This window comes from Streptomyces sp. NPDC047043, assembly GCF_040644055.1.
In the GTDB taxonomy this organism is placed as follows: domain Bacteria; phylum Actinomycetota; class Actinomycetes; order Streptomycetales; family Streptomycetaceae; genus Streptomyces.
Window position 1 is genome coordinate 92,089 of the sequence record NZ_JBEYVO010000024.1, and the last position, 14,108, is coordinate 106,196.

The 14,108-nt window shown below is 69.5% G+C and carries 15 protein-coding genes and 1 riboswitch; of the genes, 2 read left to right on the forward strand and 13 right to left on the reverse strand.

Annotated elements, in window-relative coordinates; translation table 11 throughout:
• Nucleotides 1–23: 23 nt before the first annotated feature.
• The 5 genes from ABZ880_RS33570 to ABZ880_RS33590 form a co-directional block, all read right to left on the reverse strand.
• Nucleotides 24–1,043: an ABC transporter ATP-binding protein gene (locus ABZ880_RS33570; protein ID WP_361270683.1), complete on the reverse strand. Its 1,020-nt coding sequence runs from the start codon at nucleotides 1,041–1,043 to the stop codon at nucleotides 24–26.
• Nucleotides 1,044–2,645 carry an iron ABC transporter permease gene (locus ABZ880_RS33575; RefSeq protein WP_361270686.1) on the reverse strand — a complete coding sequence of 534 codons (1,602 nt, stop codon included), beginning with the start codon at nucleotides 2,643–2,645 and terminating at the stop codon, nucleotides 1,044–1,046.
• 71 nt (nucleotides 2,646–2,716) lie between these two features.
• Complete coding sequence (locus tag ABZ880_RS33580; protein WP_361270689.1) at nucleotides 2,717–3,793, reverse strand: thiamine ABC transporter substrate-binding protein; 1,077 nt, start codon at nucleotides 3,791–3,793, stop codon at nucleotides 2,717–2,719.
• An 87-nt stretch (nucleotides 3,794–3,880) separates the two neighbouring features.
• A riboswitch (TPP riboswitch) is annotated at nucleotides 3,881–3,986 on the reverse strand.
• 24 nt (nucleotides 3,987–4,010) lie between these two features.
• The gene (gene rlmN, locus ABZ880_RS33585; RefSeq protein WP_361270692.1) at nucleotides 4,011–5,117 is read right to left on the reverse strand and encodes a 23S rRNA (adenine(2503)-C(2))-methyltransferase RlmN; all 1,107 of its coding nucleotides are present in this window, start codon (nucleotides 5,115–5,117) and stop codon (nucleotides 4,011–4,013) included.
• 26 nt (nucleotides 5,118–5,143) lie between these two features.
• Nucleotides 5,144–5,695, reverse strand: a complete 552-nt coding sequence (locus ABZ880_RS33590) for an NUDIX domain-containing protein (protein WP_361270694.1) — start codon at nucleotides 5,693–5,695, stop codon at nucleotides 5,144–5,146.
• Nucleotides 5,696–5,745: 50 nt separating this feature from the next.
• On the opposite strand from ABZ880_RS33590, the gene ABZ880_RS33595 reads away from it, so the two are divergent.
• Nucleotides 5,746–6,240 carry a hypothetical protein gene (locus ABZ880_RS33595; RefSeq protein WP_361270697.1) on the forward strand — a complete coding sequence of 165 codons (495 nt, stop codon included), beginning with the start codon at nucleotides 5,746–5,748 and terminating at the stop codon, nucleotides 6,238–6,240.
• 7 nt (nucleotides 6,241–6,247) lie between these two features.
• Here the strand turns inward: ABZ880_RS33595 and ABZ880_RS33600 are convergent, their stop codons facing one another.
• From ABZ880_RS33600 to rpsB, 6 genes are all read right to left on the reverse strand, one after another.
• Nucleotides 6,248–6,697, reverse strand: coding sequence for an SRPBCC family protein (locus ABZ880_RS33600; protein ID WP_351326007.1), 450 nt, complete (start codon nucleotides 6,695–6,697; stop codon nucleotides 6,248–6,250).
• A 122-nt stretch (nucleotides 6,698–6,819) separates the two neighbouring features.
• On the reverse strand, nucleotides 6,820–7,980 hold the full coding sequence (locus tag ABZ880_RS33605; protein ID WP_361270700.1) for a phosphatidate cytidylyltransferase: 1,161 nt from the start codon (nucleotides 7,978–7,980) through the stop codon (nucleotides 6,820–6,822).
• Nucleotides 7,980–8,537, reverse strand: coding sequence for a ribosome recycling factor (frr, locus tag ABZ880_RS33610; RefSeq protein ID WP_030943211.1), 558 nt, complete (start codon nucleotides 8,535–8,537; stop codon nucleotides 7,980–7,982). The genes ABZ880_RS33605 and frr overlap by 1 nt, the downstream gene beginning before the upstream one ends.
• A gap of 147 nt (nucleotides 8,538–8,684) precedes the next feature.
• Nucleotides 8,685–9,443 carry a UMP kinase gene (pyrH, locus tag ABZ880_RS33615; protein WP_361270704.1) on the reverse strand — a complete coding sequence of 253 codons (759 nt, stop codon included), beginning with the start codon at nucleotides 9,441–9,443 and terminating at the stop codon, nucleotides 8,685–8,687.
• A gap of 188 nt (nucleotides 9,444–9,631) precedes the next feature.
• Entirely contained in the window at nucleotides 9,632–10,468 is an 837-nt protein-coding gene (gene tsf / locus ABZ880_RS33620; protein ID WP_361270707.1) for a translation elongation factor Ts, read from the reverse strand.
• 156 nt (nucleotides 10,469–10,624) lie between these two features.
• Complete coding sequence (gene rpsB / locus ABZ880_RS33625) at nucleotides 10,625–11,545, reverse strand: 30S ribosomal protein S2 (protein ID WP_361270710.1); 921 nt, start codon at nucleotides 11,543–11,545, stop codon at nucleotides 10,625–10,627.
• Between the two features lie 270 nt (nucleotides 11,546–11,815).
• Here rpsB and ABZ880_RS33630 point away from each other — a divergent pair, with 270 nt between their 5' ends.
• Nucleotides 11,816–12,388, forward strand: a complete 573-nt coding sequence (locus tag ABZ880_RS33630) for a M23 family metallopeptidase (protein WP_361270713.1) — start codon at nucleotides 11,816–11,818, stop codon at nucleotides 12,386–12,388.
• A gap of 108 nt (nucleotides 12,389–12,496) precedes the next feature.
• Here the strand turns inward: ABZ880_RS33630 and ABZ880_RS33635 are convergent, their stop codons facing one another.
• Nucleotides 12,497–13,054 carry a helix-turn-helix domain-containing protein gene (locus ABZ880_RS33635; protein WP_361270903.1) on the reverse strand — a complete coding sequence of 186 codons (558 nt, stop codon included), beginning with the start codon at nucleotides 13,052–13,054 and terminating at the stop codon, nucleotides 12,497–12,499.
• A 94-nt stretch (nucleotides 13,055–13,148) separates the two neighbouring features.
• The gene (whiG, locus tag ABZ880_RS33640; RefSeq protein ID WP_361270716.1) at nucleotides 13,149–13,994 is read right to left on the reverse strand and encodes an RNA polymerase sigma factor WhiG; all 846 of its coding nucleotides are present in this window, start codon (nucleotides 13,992–13,994) and stop codon (nucleotides 13,149–13,151) included.
• Between the last annotated feature and the right edge of the window lie 114 nt (nucleotides 13,995–14,108).

Genomic DNA, 14,108 nt, shown 5'->3' on the forward strand with positions numbered 1-14,108 from the left:
CTCGCACCCTATGAACGAACCGATCAGCCCAGCACGACAATTTCGGCCGCGTCGAACTCCACTCCGACCGCGTCCCCGATCCGCGGGGCGTCCCGCAGCGCACACGCCGCCTCCAGCCGCGGCGCGCCCTCGGGCTGCAGATGTACGGCGACATGGGTGCCCTTGAAGGTGCGTGCGGCGACCGTGCAGCGCAGGCCCTCGTCGGCGGGGACGAGCCGGACCCCGGCGGGCCGCACGAGGAGCGTGCGGGTGCCCTGAGGGGCGCCCTCGGGCACCGGTACCTTGCCCCAGGGCGTGTCCGCGGCCTCCCCGCTCACCGTCGCCTCGACCACGTTGTCGAAGCCGAGGAAGCGGGCCACGAACTCGTCCGCGGGCCGCTGCCACACCTCGAGCGGCGTACCGGACTGGGCGATCCGCCCGTCCCGCATCACCACGACCCGGTCGGCGAGCGCGAAGGCCTCGCCCTGGTCGTGCGTCACGGCGAGCACCGTCGTACCCAACTGCCCGAAGAGTCCCCGGAGTTCGACGACGAGCCGTTCCCGAAGCGAACGGTCGAGCTGGCCGAGCGGCTCGTCGAGCATCAGCAGCCGGGGCCGGGGCGCGAGCGCGCGGGCCAGCGCCACGCGTTGCTGCTCACCGCCGGAGAGCGCGGCGACGGCCCGGCGGGCGGCACCCGGCAGCCCGACTAGGTCCAGCAACTCCCGTACGCGCTCCGCTTGCCGAGGGCGCGACGTCCCGTGCATCCGCAGCCCGAAGGCGACGTTCCCGCCCACGTCCCGCTGCGGGAACAGCTGATGGTCCTGGAACATCAGCCCGACCCCGCGCTTGTGCGCGGGCACGCCGGCCTGGTCCCGCCCGTCCAGCAACACCCGCCCGCCGTCCAGGGGCTGGAGCCCGGCGACCGCCCGCAGCAGCGTCGACTTGCCGCTGCCGCTCGGCCCCAGCACGCAGACCACCTCGTGCTCGGCGACACCGAGGCCGACGGCGTCGAGCACGGCCCGCCCGCCGAACCGCACGGTGGCGTCCTCAAGGCTCAGCAGCATCTAGAACTCCCCGGTCCGGTCGGTACGGAGCCGCTCGAGCACCAGCAGCGCCACCGCGCACACCACCATCAGAATCGTCGAAAGGGCCATCGCCTGGCCGTAGTTGAGATCACCCGGCCGACCCAGCAGCCGCGCCACCGCAACCGGCAGCGTGGGGTTGTCGGGCCGCGCGATGAACACGGTCGCCCCGAACTCCCCCAGCGACACCGCGAACGCGAACCCGGCGGCGACCAGCAGCGCCCGCCGCACCATCGGCAGGTCGACCTCCCGCCACACCCGCCACGGCGACGCCCCGAGCACGGCCGCCGCCTCCCTGAGCCGCGCGTCCACGGCCCGCAGCACGGGCAGCATGGTCCGTACGACGAAGGGGACGCCCACCAGCGCCTGCGCGAGCGGCACCAGGATCCACGAACTCCTCAGGTCCAGCGGCGGCTTGTCCAGCGCGATGAGGAACCCGAAGCCGACCGTCACCGCGGAGACGCCGAGCGGCAGCATCAGCAGCGCGTCGAAGCCGCGGACCAGCCGTCCCGCGTCCCGGCGGGTGAGGGCCGCGGCGGCCAGACCGCCGATCACCACGGCAATGGCGGTCGCGGCGAGGGCGTACTGGAGCGAGTTGCCGATGGCCTCGATCGGCGGCACGAGGAAGGTCCCGCCGTCGTCGTTGGTGAGGGCCCGGTAGTAGCCGAAGTCAGGTGCGTCCAGGGACCGTTGCACCAGCACGGCGAGCGGCAGGACGAGCAGCACGAGGACGGTGACGAGGACACCGGCCAGCAGGCCCCATTCCCGCGCCCCGCGCGGCCGCCGGGCCGTGACGTTCGCGTCCACCAGCCGCAGGGCGGTCTCCCGCCGCCGTACGGTCCGGGCGTGCACGGCGAGGATCGCGCCGACCGCCACGAACTGGACGATGGTGAGGACCGCGGCCGTGGAGAGGTCGAAGATCTCGGACGTCTGCCGGTAGATCTCGACCTCCAGCGTCGAGAACGTCGGCCCGCCGAGGATCTGCACCACGCCGAACGAGGTGAAGGTGAAGAGGAAGACCATCAGCGCGGCGGCGGCCACGGCGGGCGCGAGGGCGGGCAGGGTCACCTTCCGCCAGGCCTCGAGCGGCGATGCGCCCAGCATCCGCGCCGCCTCCTCCTGCCGCGGGTCGAGCTGGCTCCAGAGCCCGCCGACGGTCCGTACGACGACGGCGTAGTTGAAGAAGACGTGGGCCAGCAGGATGGCCCAGACGGTGGTGTCGAGCCGTACGCCCCACAACTCGTCGAGCAGTCCCCCGCGCCCGACGAGCGCCAGAAAAGCCGTACCGACGACGACGGTCGGCAGCACGAACGGAACGGTGACGACGGCCCGCAGCACCTGCTTGCCGGGGAATTCGAAGCGCGCGCAGACATACGCGCCGGGGAGCGCGATCAGCAGCGTGAGCGCGGTGGAGGCGAGCGCCTGCCAGGTGGTGAACCACAGCACGTGCCGGATGTCGGACTGCGTGACGACGTCCACGATCCGCCCGAACTGCCAGGCACCGCCCACCTTGAGCCCGCGCGCCACGATCGCGGCGACGGGCCAGGCGAAGAAGACACCGAAGAACGCGACGGGCACCGCCATGAGCCCGAGCCGCGTCGCGTTCCCCGAACGCCGTTCGCGGACGGCTGTTTCGGGTGCTTCGGCTGCTTCGGCTACTTCAGTACGAGTGACGTCCACGACTTGACCCACTGGTCACGGTTGGCGGCGATCTTGTCGGGCGCCATGGTCTCGGGGTCCTTGGCCTGCGGCCCGTACTTCACGAACTCCGGCGGCACCTGGGCGGCCTCCCGCACCGGGTAGACGAACATGTTCAGCGGCATGTCGTCCTGGAACTCCTTGGTGAGCAGGAAGTCGATGAACGCCTTGCCCCCCTTGCTGTTCTTGGCGTTGCTGAGCAGCCCGGCGTACTCGACCTGCCGGAAGCAGGTCCCGTACGACACCCCGGTCGGCGCGGTCTTGGGCTTCGGGTCGCCGTAGATGACCTCGGCGGGCGGCGAGGAGGCGTAGGAGACGACGAGCGGCCGGTCGGCCTTGGCCTTCTTGCCGCCCGCGGACCCGGAGAACTCCTCGTTGTAGGCCTGCTCCCAGCCGTCGACGACCTTCACGCCGTTGGCCTTGAGCTTCTTCCAGTAGCCCTGCCAGCCGTCGTCGCCGTACTCGGCGGCGCTGCCGAGCAGGAAGCCGAGGCCGGGCGAGGAGGTGGCGGCGTTCTCGGTGACGAGGAGATTCTTGTACGCGGGCTTGATCAGGTCGTCGAAGGACTGCGGCGGGGTCAGCTTGTGCTTGCTGAAGTACGCCTTGTCGTAGTTGACGCAGATGTCTCCGGAATCGATCGGCGTGACCCGGTGCCTGGCCTGGTCGACCCGGTACTGCGGCAGGACCAGATCGGTGCCCTTCGCCTCGTACGACTGGAAGAGCCCGTTGTCGAGCGCCCGCGACAGCAGGGTGTTGTCGACGCCGAAGAAGACGTCGCCCTGCGGGTTGTCCTTGGTGAGGATGGCCTTGTTGACGGCCTGCCCGGCGTCGCCGTCCTTGAGGACGTGGACCTTGTAGCCGGACTGCTTCTCGAAGTCCGCAAGGACGCTCTTCGAGACGGCCCACGAGTCGTGGCTGACGAGAGTGACGGTCTTGGAGTCGCCGGAGCCCTCGCTGCCGGACGACGACCCGCACGCGGACAGCGTGATCAGGCCAAGGCCGACGGCCGCGGCCACGAACGTCTTGGTGTGCACTGAATTCCTCCTGGGTGACCAGGAAGAGACGCGGCCCTGCCCGGGACCGCCGGAGAATTCCGCCGGCTCCCGGGCAGGGCGCAACAGCTTGAGTGATGACCGAACTTCCTACCCAGAATGACCTGGGCAAGGTTCAGAGGGTCTGCGGACTCTCCCGCACTCTCAGCGCTGTGGCGCTCCCCTGTCGGAATATGAAGATGTACGTACGGGCTTCAGGTTACCGCTCGGTGGCCGCGAGCTGACCGCAGGCCCCGTCGATCTCCTGACCACGCGTGTCCCGGACGGTCACCGGCACCCCGTGCGCCGCGATGGCCTCGACGAACGCCTTCTCGTCCTCGGGCCGCGAGGCCGTCCACTTGGAGCCGGGCGTCGGGTTGAGCGGGATGAGATTGACATGCACGGGCTTGCCGCGCAGCAGCCGCCCGAGCCGGTCACCGCGCCAGGCCTGGTCGTTGATGTCGCGAATAAGCGCGTACTCGATCGAAAGTCGGCGCCCGGACTTCTCCACGTACTCGAACCCGGCGTCGAGCACCTCGCGCACCTTCCACCGCGTGTTGACGGGGACGAGGGTGTCGCGCAGCTCGTCGTCGGGTGCGTGCAGCGAGATGGCGAGCCGGCACTTGAAGCCCTCGTCGGCGAACCGGTGGATCGCGGGCACCAGCCCGACGGTCGACACCGTGATGCCACGCTGCGAGAGCCCGAGTCCGTCCGGCGCGGGGTCGGTGAGCGAGCGGATGGCCGTGACGACCCGCTTGTAGTTCGCGAGGGGCTCGCCCATGCCCATGAACACGATGTTGGACAGCCGGGCCGGCCCGCCCGGGACCTCCCCGTCCCGCAGCGCCCGCATCCCGTCGACGATCTGGTGCACGATCTCGGCGGAGGACAGATTCCGGTCCAGCCCCGCCTGCCCGGTGGCGCAGAACGGGCAGTTCATCCCGCACCCCGCCTGCGAGCTGATGCACATGGTCACCCGGTCCGGGTAGCGCATGAGCACCGACTCGACGAGCGTCCCGTCGAACAGCCGCCACAGCGTCTTGCGGGTGGTGCCCTCGTCGGTCGACAGATGCCGCACGACGGTCATCAGCTCGGGCAGCAGCGCCTCGCGCAGCTTCTCCCGCGAACCGGCAGGGATGTCGGTCCACTCCACCGGGTCGTGCGCATACCGCGCGAAGTAGTGCTGCGAGAGCTGCTTGGCACGAAACGGCTTCTCCCCGATCTCGGACATGACGTCCTTACGCTCGGCAGGCGTGAGATCGGCAAGATGCCGCGGCGGCTTCTTGGCTCCGCGGGGGGCGACGAAAGTGAGTTCTCCGGGCTTAGGCATGGCTGTACCAGTGTCGCAGATCGCCGCTAATGCCATTCCCAGTGGTGAGTGAGCACCGCCGCATCGCTGCCCGACGCCTCATCGGTGGCGAATGCCGAGGTGGGAAGGCCGGAGACGTCCGCCGCGACCGTGTGCAGGAGGTACCGCGTCGGCAGACCCGGATAGGACGGCGAGTCGACCTGCTCGACGGTGGTGGAGACCGGCTCGGCGGAGACCTTCACGTAACGCGCCTCCACCCGAAGCTCTTCGGCCACGCACCGAAGCGCCCCGGCGACAGCCGTCTCCCCCGGCTTCAGCTTCTCCGTGGGCGGGGAGTTCCTCTCGCGTACGGCCCCGGTGGCCATGAGCTGTCCGACCTCGGTCAGCTGCTTGCCGTCCGCTTCGATCCGCACGCTGACCACGGCGACCTGCCGCAGCGGCGGGTCCTCCGACAGCCATGACTCGCCGGACGCGATCTCCCGCCACAGGCTCGTGACCGGCTTGCTGCCGTCACGGCCCCACGCGTCGTACGGGATTCCGTGCCGGGTCAGCCATTCCTGGAGTTCGCTCAGGCTGCCCACGCGGACCGGCTCGTGCATCAAGGCCCCCCTCGGTGACGGTGTAGCGGGCTACACCACGGATCCGGGTGATGGTTCCCTCGTGGCCGCACCCGCACGCCGGGATCGTGGTCGGCACAGGGCACAGCGCCACCAGAGCCTTCCAGAAGGGACCGTCCATGGCCGCCGACCGCCGACGCCGCCGCCGTACCACCACTCTCGTCACCGCCGCGGCAGCCGCCGCGCTGACCGCCGGACTCGTCACTGGCTGCGACCCCGGCGACGTGGACAACTCGCTGGACTGCGTGCAGAACTACGACACCATCGCCGACAGCCTGAGGGCGATCCACGAGGCCGGGCAGGCCGCGGCGAGCGACCCCTCGCGGACCGACGAGTCCATCGACACGATCGAGAAGAACCTCGACAAGATCGATGCCAAGTCGGACGACAGCAAGGTCGACCAGGCGGTGAAGAACCTGAACCAAGCCGTCGCCGACTACAACAAGGCCGTCCTGAACGGCGAGAACCCGGACTCCGCCGAGATCGACAAGGCGGCCGACGAGCTGAAGGACGTCTGCACCTCGTAGCGGCCGGCTAGGCGGTGGTGTGCTCCAGCTTGTCCTTGAGCAGCTGCTCGTTGCGCGGCATCTCCTTGCGGACCTGGGGGCGGACGACGAGGGGCAGCAGGACCTTGCCGAGGCCGTGTCCCTCGAAGTCGAGCTCCATGGTCACGCGGGCACGGCGGCCGTCGTCGATGGGCTCCACCTCACCGTGGAAGTTGCCCCTGATGGGACCGTCGATGCCGCGCAGCCCCCAGCTGTGCGGCGGGTCGTACTCGGTGAACTCCATGGTCATCGGCATCTCGCGGCGCCCGACCCGCCGGGTGACCCGGACTCGGGAACCGGTGTGGAGCGGACCCTCGTCGAGCAGCTCCGCGGAGACCGCGCTCAGCTGCCACTCCGGCAGGTGGGCGGGGTCGATCACATACGCGTACACGTCTTCCGCGGTGCGGTCGACGTCGATCGATTCTCGGATGACTGACATGGCGTGACCCCCTTGGGAGGCTTACACCGGAATCGTCCCACTCGCCCGACCGGCGCGCCATCGCCCAAGAACGCGAGGAGCCCCCGCCCTCGAGAGGGCAGGGGCTCACAGGCGTACGTACGTCAGCCCGACCCGACGAACAGCACCAGCAGCAGCCACACGACCGGCGCCGTCGGCAGCAGCGAGTCCAAGCGGTCCATGATCCCGCCGTGCCCCGGGAGCAGCGTGCCCATGTCCTTGATGCCGAGGTCACGCTTGATCATCGACTCGCCGAGGTCGCCCAGCGTGGCGCTGGCCGCGACCGCGAGGCCGAGGAGCAGTCCCTGCCACCAGGAGCCGTCGTCGATCAGGAACTGCATGCACAGCGCGCCCGCCACCATCGCGAACGTCACCGCACCGAGCAGGCCCTCGCGGGTCTTGCCGGGGCTGATGCGCGGGGCGAGCTTGTGCTTGCCGAAGCGCCAGCCGACGGCGTACGCGCCGGTGTCGCTGACCACGGTGAGCAGCAGGAACGTCAGCACGCGCCAGGGGCCGTCGTCGGCCGTCAGCATCAGCGCCACGAAGGTCGCCAGGAACGGCACGTAGAACGCCGCGAAGACGCCCGCCGTGACGTCCTTGAGGTAGCCCTCGGGCGGCTCCGTCATGCGCCATACGAGCACTGCCAGCGCCGTGAGCGCCATCGCGACCCACGCGCCCTCGGCGCCGCGGACGTACCCGGCGACGACCATCGCCGCACCGCCGAGCGCCAGCGGGACCAGGGGCGCCTTGATGCCCTTGCGCTCCTGGAGCCGGCTGGTCAGCTCCCACAGACCCACCACGACGGCGACGGCGACCACACCGACGAAGACGGCCTTGACGACGAACAACGACGCGATGATCACCACGCCGAGACCGACACCCACTCCTATGGCCGCACCCAGGTCGCGCCCCGCGCTCTTCTTCTGCGGCGGGGGCGCCGGCTGTGGGGCGTCGGGCATGGGCTCCGGATTCTGCGGCACCGCCCCGTGGGGCTGCGCCTGCGGCGTGTCGTAGGTCTGCGCCTGCGGCGTGTCGTCGCGGAACAAGGGGCCGCTCAGCCGAGCAGCCCCCCGGTCGTCATCCTGGTCTCCGCCATACGCGGGTACGTCGGGCACGATGGGCATGGGGCGAGTCTGCTGCGCCTCAGGCGCATCGTACGCGGGACCCGCCGGGGCAGCCCCCGGGACAGGTCCCTGCGCGGTGGGCCCCCAGTACCCGGCCTGCGATCCGGTGTGTGGCGGCGCTCCCCAGGAAGAGTCGTTCATCAGACCTCGAGCAGCTCCGCTTCCTTGTGCTTCAGGAGCTCGTCGACCTGCGCCACGTACTTGTGGGTGGAGTCGTCGAGCTCCTTCTCGGCGCGGCGGCCCTCGTCCTCGCCGACCTCGCCGTCCTTGATCAGCTTGTCGATGGCGTCCTTGGCCTTGCGGCGCACGGAACGGATGGACACGCGCGCGTCCTCGGCCTTGCCCTTGGCGACCTTGATGTAGTCGCGGCGGCGCTCCTCGGTGAGCTCGGGGAACACCACCCGGATGATGTTGCCGTCGTTGCTCGGGTTGACGCCCAGGTCGGAGTCGCGGATGGCCTGCTCGATGTTGCGCAGGGCCGTCTTGTCGAACGGGGTCACTACCGCCATGCGCGGCTCCGGCACGGAGAACGAAGCCAGCTGGTTGATCGGCGTCGGCGCGCCGTAGTAGTCGGCCACGATCTTGTTGAACATCGCCGGGTGCGCACGACCGGTGCGGATCGCGGCGAAGTCCTCCTTGGCGACCACGACGGCCTTCTCCATCTTCTCCTCGGCCTCGAGGAGGGTCTCTTCGATCACCACTTGCTCCTGCGTGTCTTGAGTAGGCCCGGCTGCTGTTCCATATGCGTGGGGGCGGCGGCCGGCTGCGTCGCGTCTTCTTCCTGCACGGTTCCCGACCGGCAGGACATTGTCCATCCCCCGGTCAGGGTCCGTGGGTGTTGCTGGTCAGTCCCGGCTGTCCTGGTCACCCACAAGCGTGCCGATCTTCTCACCCTTGACGGCACGGGCGATATTGCCCTCCGCCAGAAGCTCGAAGACGAGGATCGGCAGCTTGTTGTCGCGGCACAGCGTGATGGCGGTGGCGTCGGCGACCTTGAGGTCGCGGGTGATGACCTCTCCGTAGCCGAGGGAGTCGAACTTGACGGCGTCCGGGTTGGCCTTCGGGTCTGAGTCGTAGACCCCGTCCACACCGTTCTTGCCCATCAGCAGCGCCTCGGCGTTGATCTCCAGGGCGCGCTGGGCGGCGGTGGTGTCGGTGGAGAAGTACGGCATGCCCATACCGGCGCCGAAGATGACCACGCGGCCCTTCTCCAGGTGTCGTACGGCACGCAGCGGGATGTACGGCTCGGCGACCTGGCCCATGGTGATGGCGGTCTGCACCCGGCTGTCGATGCCCTCCTTCTCCAGGAAGTCCTGGAGGGCGAGGCAGTTCATCACGGTGCCGAGCATGCCCATGTAGTCCGAGCGGGCCCGGTCCATGCCGCGCTGCTGGAGCTCGGCGCCGCGGAAGAAGTTGCCGCCGCCGATGACGACCGCGATCTCGGCGCCGTCCCGGACGACGGCGGCGATCTCACGGGCGATCTTGTGCACCACGTCGGGGTCCACACCCAGGCCCCCGCCACCGGAGAAGGCCTCGCCGGACAGCTTCAGCAGAAACCGGCCGCGTACTTTGCCGTCGTCGCTCTTCTGGGGCTTGGTGGTCATGGAGATCCCGCCTCTTTCACGTGTTGCACATACGAAGAAGGCCACTGCCGGTGGGGTGTCGTTCGCAACCCATTCTCGGCAATGGCCTCCTCGTCAGATCTGCTGTCGTCCGTCACGCGCCCGCGTGACGGCGTACCGGACGACTGCACCCGACCCTATCGGGCCGACGCGCCGCTCGCGGCACGGACTCAGATGCCGACCTTGATGCGCGTGAAGCGCTTCAGGGTGACACCGGCCTCGTCCAGGACCTTCTGGACGGACTTCTTGTTGTCGAGCGCGTACGGCTGACCGAGCAGCGTGGCGTCCTTGAAGAAGCCGTTGAGGCGACCCTCGACGATCTTCGGCAGGGCGGCCTCGGGCTTGCCCTCGGCGCGGGTGGTCTCCTCGGCGACGCGGCGCTCGGACTCGACGACCTCGGCCGGCACGTCCTCCTTGGAGAGGTACTTCGGCGCGAAGGCGGCGATGTGCTGGGCGACGCCCTTGGCCAGCTCGGCGTCGGCCTTGTCCAGCTCGACCAGGACACCGATCTGCGGGGGCAGGTCGGGCATGGTGCGGTGCATGTACGCGAAGACGAAACCGTCGGCGAACTGCGCGAAGCGGTCCAGGACGATCTTCTCGCCGAGGTTGGCGTTGGCCTCGTCCACGAACGCCTGGACGGTCTTGCCGGCCTCGATCTCGGAGGCGAGCAGGGCCTCGAGGTCGGCCGGGGAGGTCGCGGCGACGTGCTGCGCGATCTGGTTGGCGGCGGCCTGGAACTTCTCGCCCTTGGCGACGAAGTCCGTCTCGCACTTCAGCTCGACCAGGACACCGGAGGTGTTGTCGTCGGCGATGACGGAGACCACGGCGCCGTTCTCGGCGGAGCGGCCCTCGCGCTTGGCGACGCCCTTCTGGCCCTTGATGCGCAGCGCCTCGACGGCCTTGTCGACGTTGCCGTCGGCCTCGTCCAGGGCCTTCTTGCAGTCCATCATGCCGGCGCCGGTGAGCTCACGAAGCTTCTTGACGTCGGCGGCGGTGTAGTTCGCCATGAGTCTGTGAATCTTTCTCGAAGTCTGGAAGATCGAAGATCTACGGGGTCTACGGCCCCATGTAGTCGGGGGCCGCTGACACTCCGCCGACCTACGGGTGAACGGCGGGAGCGGACTTCATGTCCCGCTCCCGCCGTCAACTCTGACGCTGACGGGTCAGGCCTGCTCGGCGTCCGCGGCCGGGGCCTCGGCGGCCGGAGCCTCAGCCGCGGGGGCCTCGGCAGCCGGGGCCTCAGCAGCCGGGGCCTCGGCAGCCGGGGCCTCAGCAGCGGCCTCGGCCGGCTTCTCGGCCTCGTCGGCCTTCTTCTCGCCCTCGAGCAGGTCGCGCTCCCACTCGGCGAGCGGCTCGCCCGCGGCCTTCTCGCCCTTGTCACCAGCGGCGACACCGGAACGGGCGATGAGGCCCTCGGCGACGGCGTCGGCGATCACACGGGTGAGCAGGGTGACGGAGCGGATCGCGTCGTCGTTGCCCGGGATCTTGTAGTCGACCTCGTCGGGGTCGCAGTTGGTGTCGAGGATGGCGACGACCGGGATGTTGAGCTTCCGGGCCTCGCCGACCGCGATGTGCTCCTTCTTGGTGTCCACGATCCAGACGGCGCTGGGCACCTTCTGCATCTCGCGGATACCACCGAGGGTCTTCTCCAGCTTGGCCTTCTCGCGCGAGAGCACGAGAAGCTCCTTCTTGGTCAGACCCGAAGCGGCGACGTCCTCGAAGTCGATCTGCTCGAGCTCCTTGAGGCGCTGCAGACGCTTGTAGACGGTGGAGAAGTTGGTGAGCATGCCGCCCAGCCAGCGCTGGTTGACGTAGGGCATGCCGACGCGGGTGGCCTGCTCCGCGATGGCCTCCTGCGCCTGCTTCTTCGTGCCGACGAACATGACCGTGCCGCCGTGGGCGACGGTCTCCTTGACGAACTCGTAGGCGCGGTCGATGTACGACAGCGACTGGAGCAGGTCGATGATGTAGATGCCGTTGCGCTCCGTGAAGATGAAGCGCTTCATCTTCGGGTTCCAACGACGGGTCTGGTGACCGAAGTGGACGCCGCTCTCCAGCAGCTCCCGCATCGTGACGACGGCCATGGCCGTATCTCCTTGAATTTCTCGGTTGTCCCGCGAATGCCGCACGGCATCCGCGCCTGACGCCCACCTGCGCCGTGCCACAAGGACCGAGGAGCGCTGACACCGGCTTTTGATCACCTGGTGTCGGGGCGTGCGAAGTCGACCCGGTGACCCGGATCGCCAGAAGAAGTGTACGGGACCCGCGAGGCAGCGGGTGACGCCGCTGTCCACAACCGGGGAGTAGTCCACAGAGTCCGGCCATGATCGGCGGGGGTGCGGGACGGTTCTCGCATGCGAGCGAAGCGATACGTGCGCCTGATGGGAGCAGTGCTGTCGGGGCTGGTCCTGGCCGTCCTGACCCCCTGGGCATGGGCGGACGACCCGGCCCCCACGGCGGATTCCGGCCCACCGGTCCCGGCCATCGGCCGCGCCTGGCCAGTGGGGACACATCCCATGGTGCTACGAGGCTGGGCGCCGCCGGCGACGGTGTACGGCCGGGGTCATCGGGGCGTGGACCTGGCAGCGTCGGCGGGGACGCCGGTAAGAGCGGTGGCGGCCGGACGGGTGTCCTTCGCGGGCCGGGTGGCGGGACGGGGCGCGGTCTCCGTGCAACTGACCGGCACGGATCTTCGAACGACGTACGAGCCGGTACGGCCGTCGGTGAAGAAGGGAGACGAGGTGGAGGCGGGCGAGCCGGTGGGAACGGTGGAGCCGACGGGCAGCCACTGCACGGTCACGTGCGTGCACTGGGGCTTGCTGAGAGACGAGACGTATCTGGACCCGCTGTCACTACTGCCGCCGTGGCTGCTGCGCAGGGGCCCGTCGAGGCTGTTGCCGGTGCTCGGAGTGCCGCTGCCCTCATAGCCGCCTTCGCTGCGGGCAGTCGTGCCGCCGGGGCGGCACGGGTGGGCGCAGCGGCGCCGGCCCAGCGCCGGCGAGTGGACCCGCCCCTACAGCAACCCCCACCGGGCCTCAGCCACGAACCCCCCGCAGCGCCATGGCCACCGCAGCCTCAGTGATCGCCGCCGGATCCTCAGCCGCCCCCAGCTCGATCCTCCGCACAGCCGCATCGACAACACCCTGCAGCAACATCGCCGCCAACCGAGGCTCCGAATGCCCCATCTCCGCCAGCGCCTCGGCGATCATCGCGACCAGCCCCCCGTGCGCGGCCCGGATCTTCTCCCGGGCCCCCGCGTCGAGTTCACTCGCCGAGATAGCCACAACGGCCCGGTGCCGCCGATCCCCCACCAGCGCAAGCTGCCGCCGCACATACGCCTCGACCTTGGCCTCGGCCCCGTCCGCCGCCGCCATCGCAGTCGACACCTCGGCCGCCCACACGGGGAAGTCGACCTCGCACAGCTCCTCGACGACGGCCGCCCGCGACCTGAAGTACTCGTAGACGGACGACCGCGCCAGCCCCGTCCGCTCGGCGAGGGCCGGAAACGTCAACGCCTCCGTCCCGCCCTCGGACAGCAGTGACCGAGCCGCGTCCAGCAGGGCGGCTCGCTGCATCGACCGGTGCTCGGCCACGGAGGCCGCTCGAATCCTTGGCACGTCAACCACTTTACGGACACGCCACCCCCGACGGGAGTGAGTCGCCTCGACGCACTCCCATTCGGCCGGGTCAACGACCGAAGCTCGCCAGCTTCGCACGCAGTTGCAGCACCGACTTGGTGTGGATCTGGCTGACCCGGCTCTCGGTGACCCCGAGCACGTTGCCGATCTCGGCGAGCGTGAGCCCCTCGTAGTAGTACAGCGTGACGACGGTCTTCTCCCGCTCGGGCAGCGTGTTGATCGCCCGCGCCAGAAACCGGCGCAGCTCCCGGTCCTCGGCCACCTCCACGGGATTGTCCGCGGCGGTGTCCTCCAGCGTGTCCACCAGGCTGAGCCGGTCGCCGCCGCCCTCGCCCCCCACATGCAGCAGCTCCTCCAGGGCCACCACGTTCGCCAGCGACAACTGGCTGAACACCGCGTGGAGTTCGTCCACCGGAATGCCCATCTCGGCGGCCACCTCCCCCTCCGACGGTGTCCGCCGCAGCCGGGCCTCCAGCGTCGCGTACGCCCGCTCCACGTTCCGCGCCTTCTGCCGCACCGACCGCGGAATCCAGTCCAGCGCCCGGAGCTCGTCGATCATCGCGCCCCGGATCCGCGTGATCGCGTACGTCTCGAACTTGATCTCCCGGTCGATGTCGAACTTCTCGATCGCGTCGATCAGCCCGAAGACCCCGGAGGAGACGAAGTCGGCCTGCTCCACGTTCGGTGGCAGACCGACGCTCACCCGTCCCGCCACGTACTTCACCAGCGGCGAGTAGTGCAGGATCAGCTGCTCCCGCAGCCGCTCGTCCCCCGTGTCCTTGTACGACCGCCACAGCTCGTCGAGTGTCGAGGGAGCGGGCGGCCGCACGCTGCCACCGTCGCGGGCGGCTGGGGGGATCGCCGCCCGGTCGGACCCGGAGGTGTGCTGGGGCATTCGTCGCCTTGTGCCGTTCTGCCGTGAAGTGGGGGTACCTGGGTGAGCTGTCGGTCTGATGTCGAGATGCCGGTCTGCGTCGGAATCCTCGTGAGCGTAGCGTGACTGGAGTGT

Coding starts and splice junctions, on each gene's coding strand:
- ABZ880_RS33570 (WP_361270683.1), bottom strand. CDS start 1,043: ATGCTGCTGAGCCTTGAGGACGCCACCGTGCGGTTCGGCGGGCGGGCC.
- ABZ880_RS33575 (WP_361270686.1), bottom strand. CDS start 2,645: ATGGCGGTGCCCGTCGCGTTCTTCGGTGTCTTCTTCGCCTGGCCCGTC.
- rlmN (WP_361270692.1), bottom strand. CDS start 5,117: ATGCCTAAGCCCGGAGAACTCACTTTCGTCGCCCCCCGCGGAGCCAAG.
- ABZ880_RS33590 (WP_361270694.1), bottom strand. CDS start 5,695: ATGCACGAGCCGGTCCGCGTGGGCAGCCTGAGCGAACTCCAGGAATGG.
- ABZ880_RS33595 (WP_361270697.1), top strand. CDS start 5,746: ATGGTTCCCTCGTGGCCGCACCCGCACGCCGGGATCGTGGTCGGCACA.
- ABZ880_RS33600 (WP_351326007.1), bottom strand. CDS start 6,697: ATGTCAGTCATCCGAGAATCGATCGACGTCGACCGCACCGCGGAAGAC.
- ABZ880_RS33605 (WP_361270700.1), bottom strand. CDS start 7,980: ATGAACGACTCTTCCTGGGGAGCGCCGCCACACACCGGATCGCAGGCC.
- pyrH (WP_361270704.1), bottom strand. CDS start 9,443: ATGACCACCAAGCCCCAGAAGAGCGACGACGGCAAAGTACGCGGCCGG.
- tsf (WP_361270707.1), bottom strand. CDS start 10,468: ATGGCGAACTACACCGCCGCCGACGTCAAGAAGCTTCGTGAGCTCACC.
- rpsB (WP_361270710.1), bottom strand. CDS start 11,545: ATGGCCGTCGTCACGATGCGGGAGCTGCTGGAGAGCGGCGTCCACTTC.
- ABZ880_RS33630 (WP_361270713.1), top strand. CDS start 11,816: ATGCGAGCGAAGCGATACGTGCGCCTGATGGGAGCAGTGCTGTCGGGG.
- whiG (WP_361270716.1), bottom strand. CDS start 13,994: ATGCCCCAGCACACCTCCGGGTCCGACCGGGCGGCGATCCCCCCAGCC.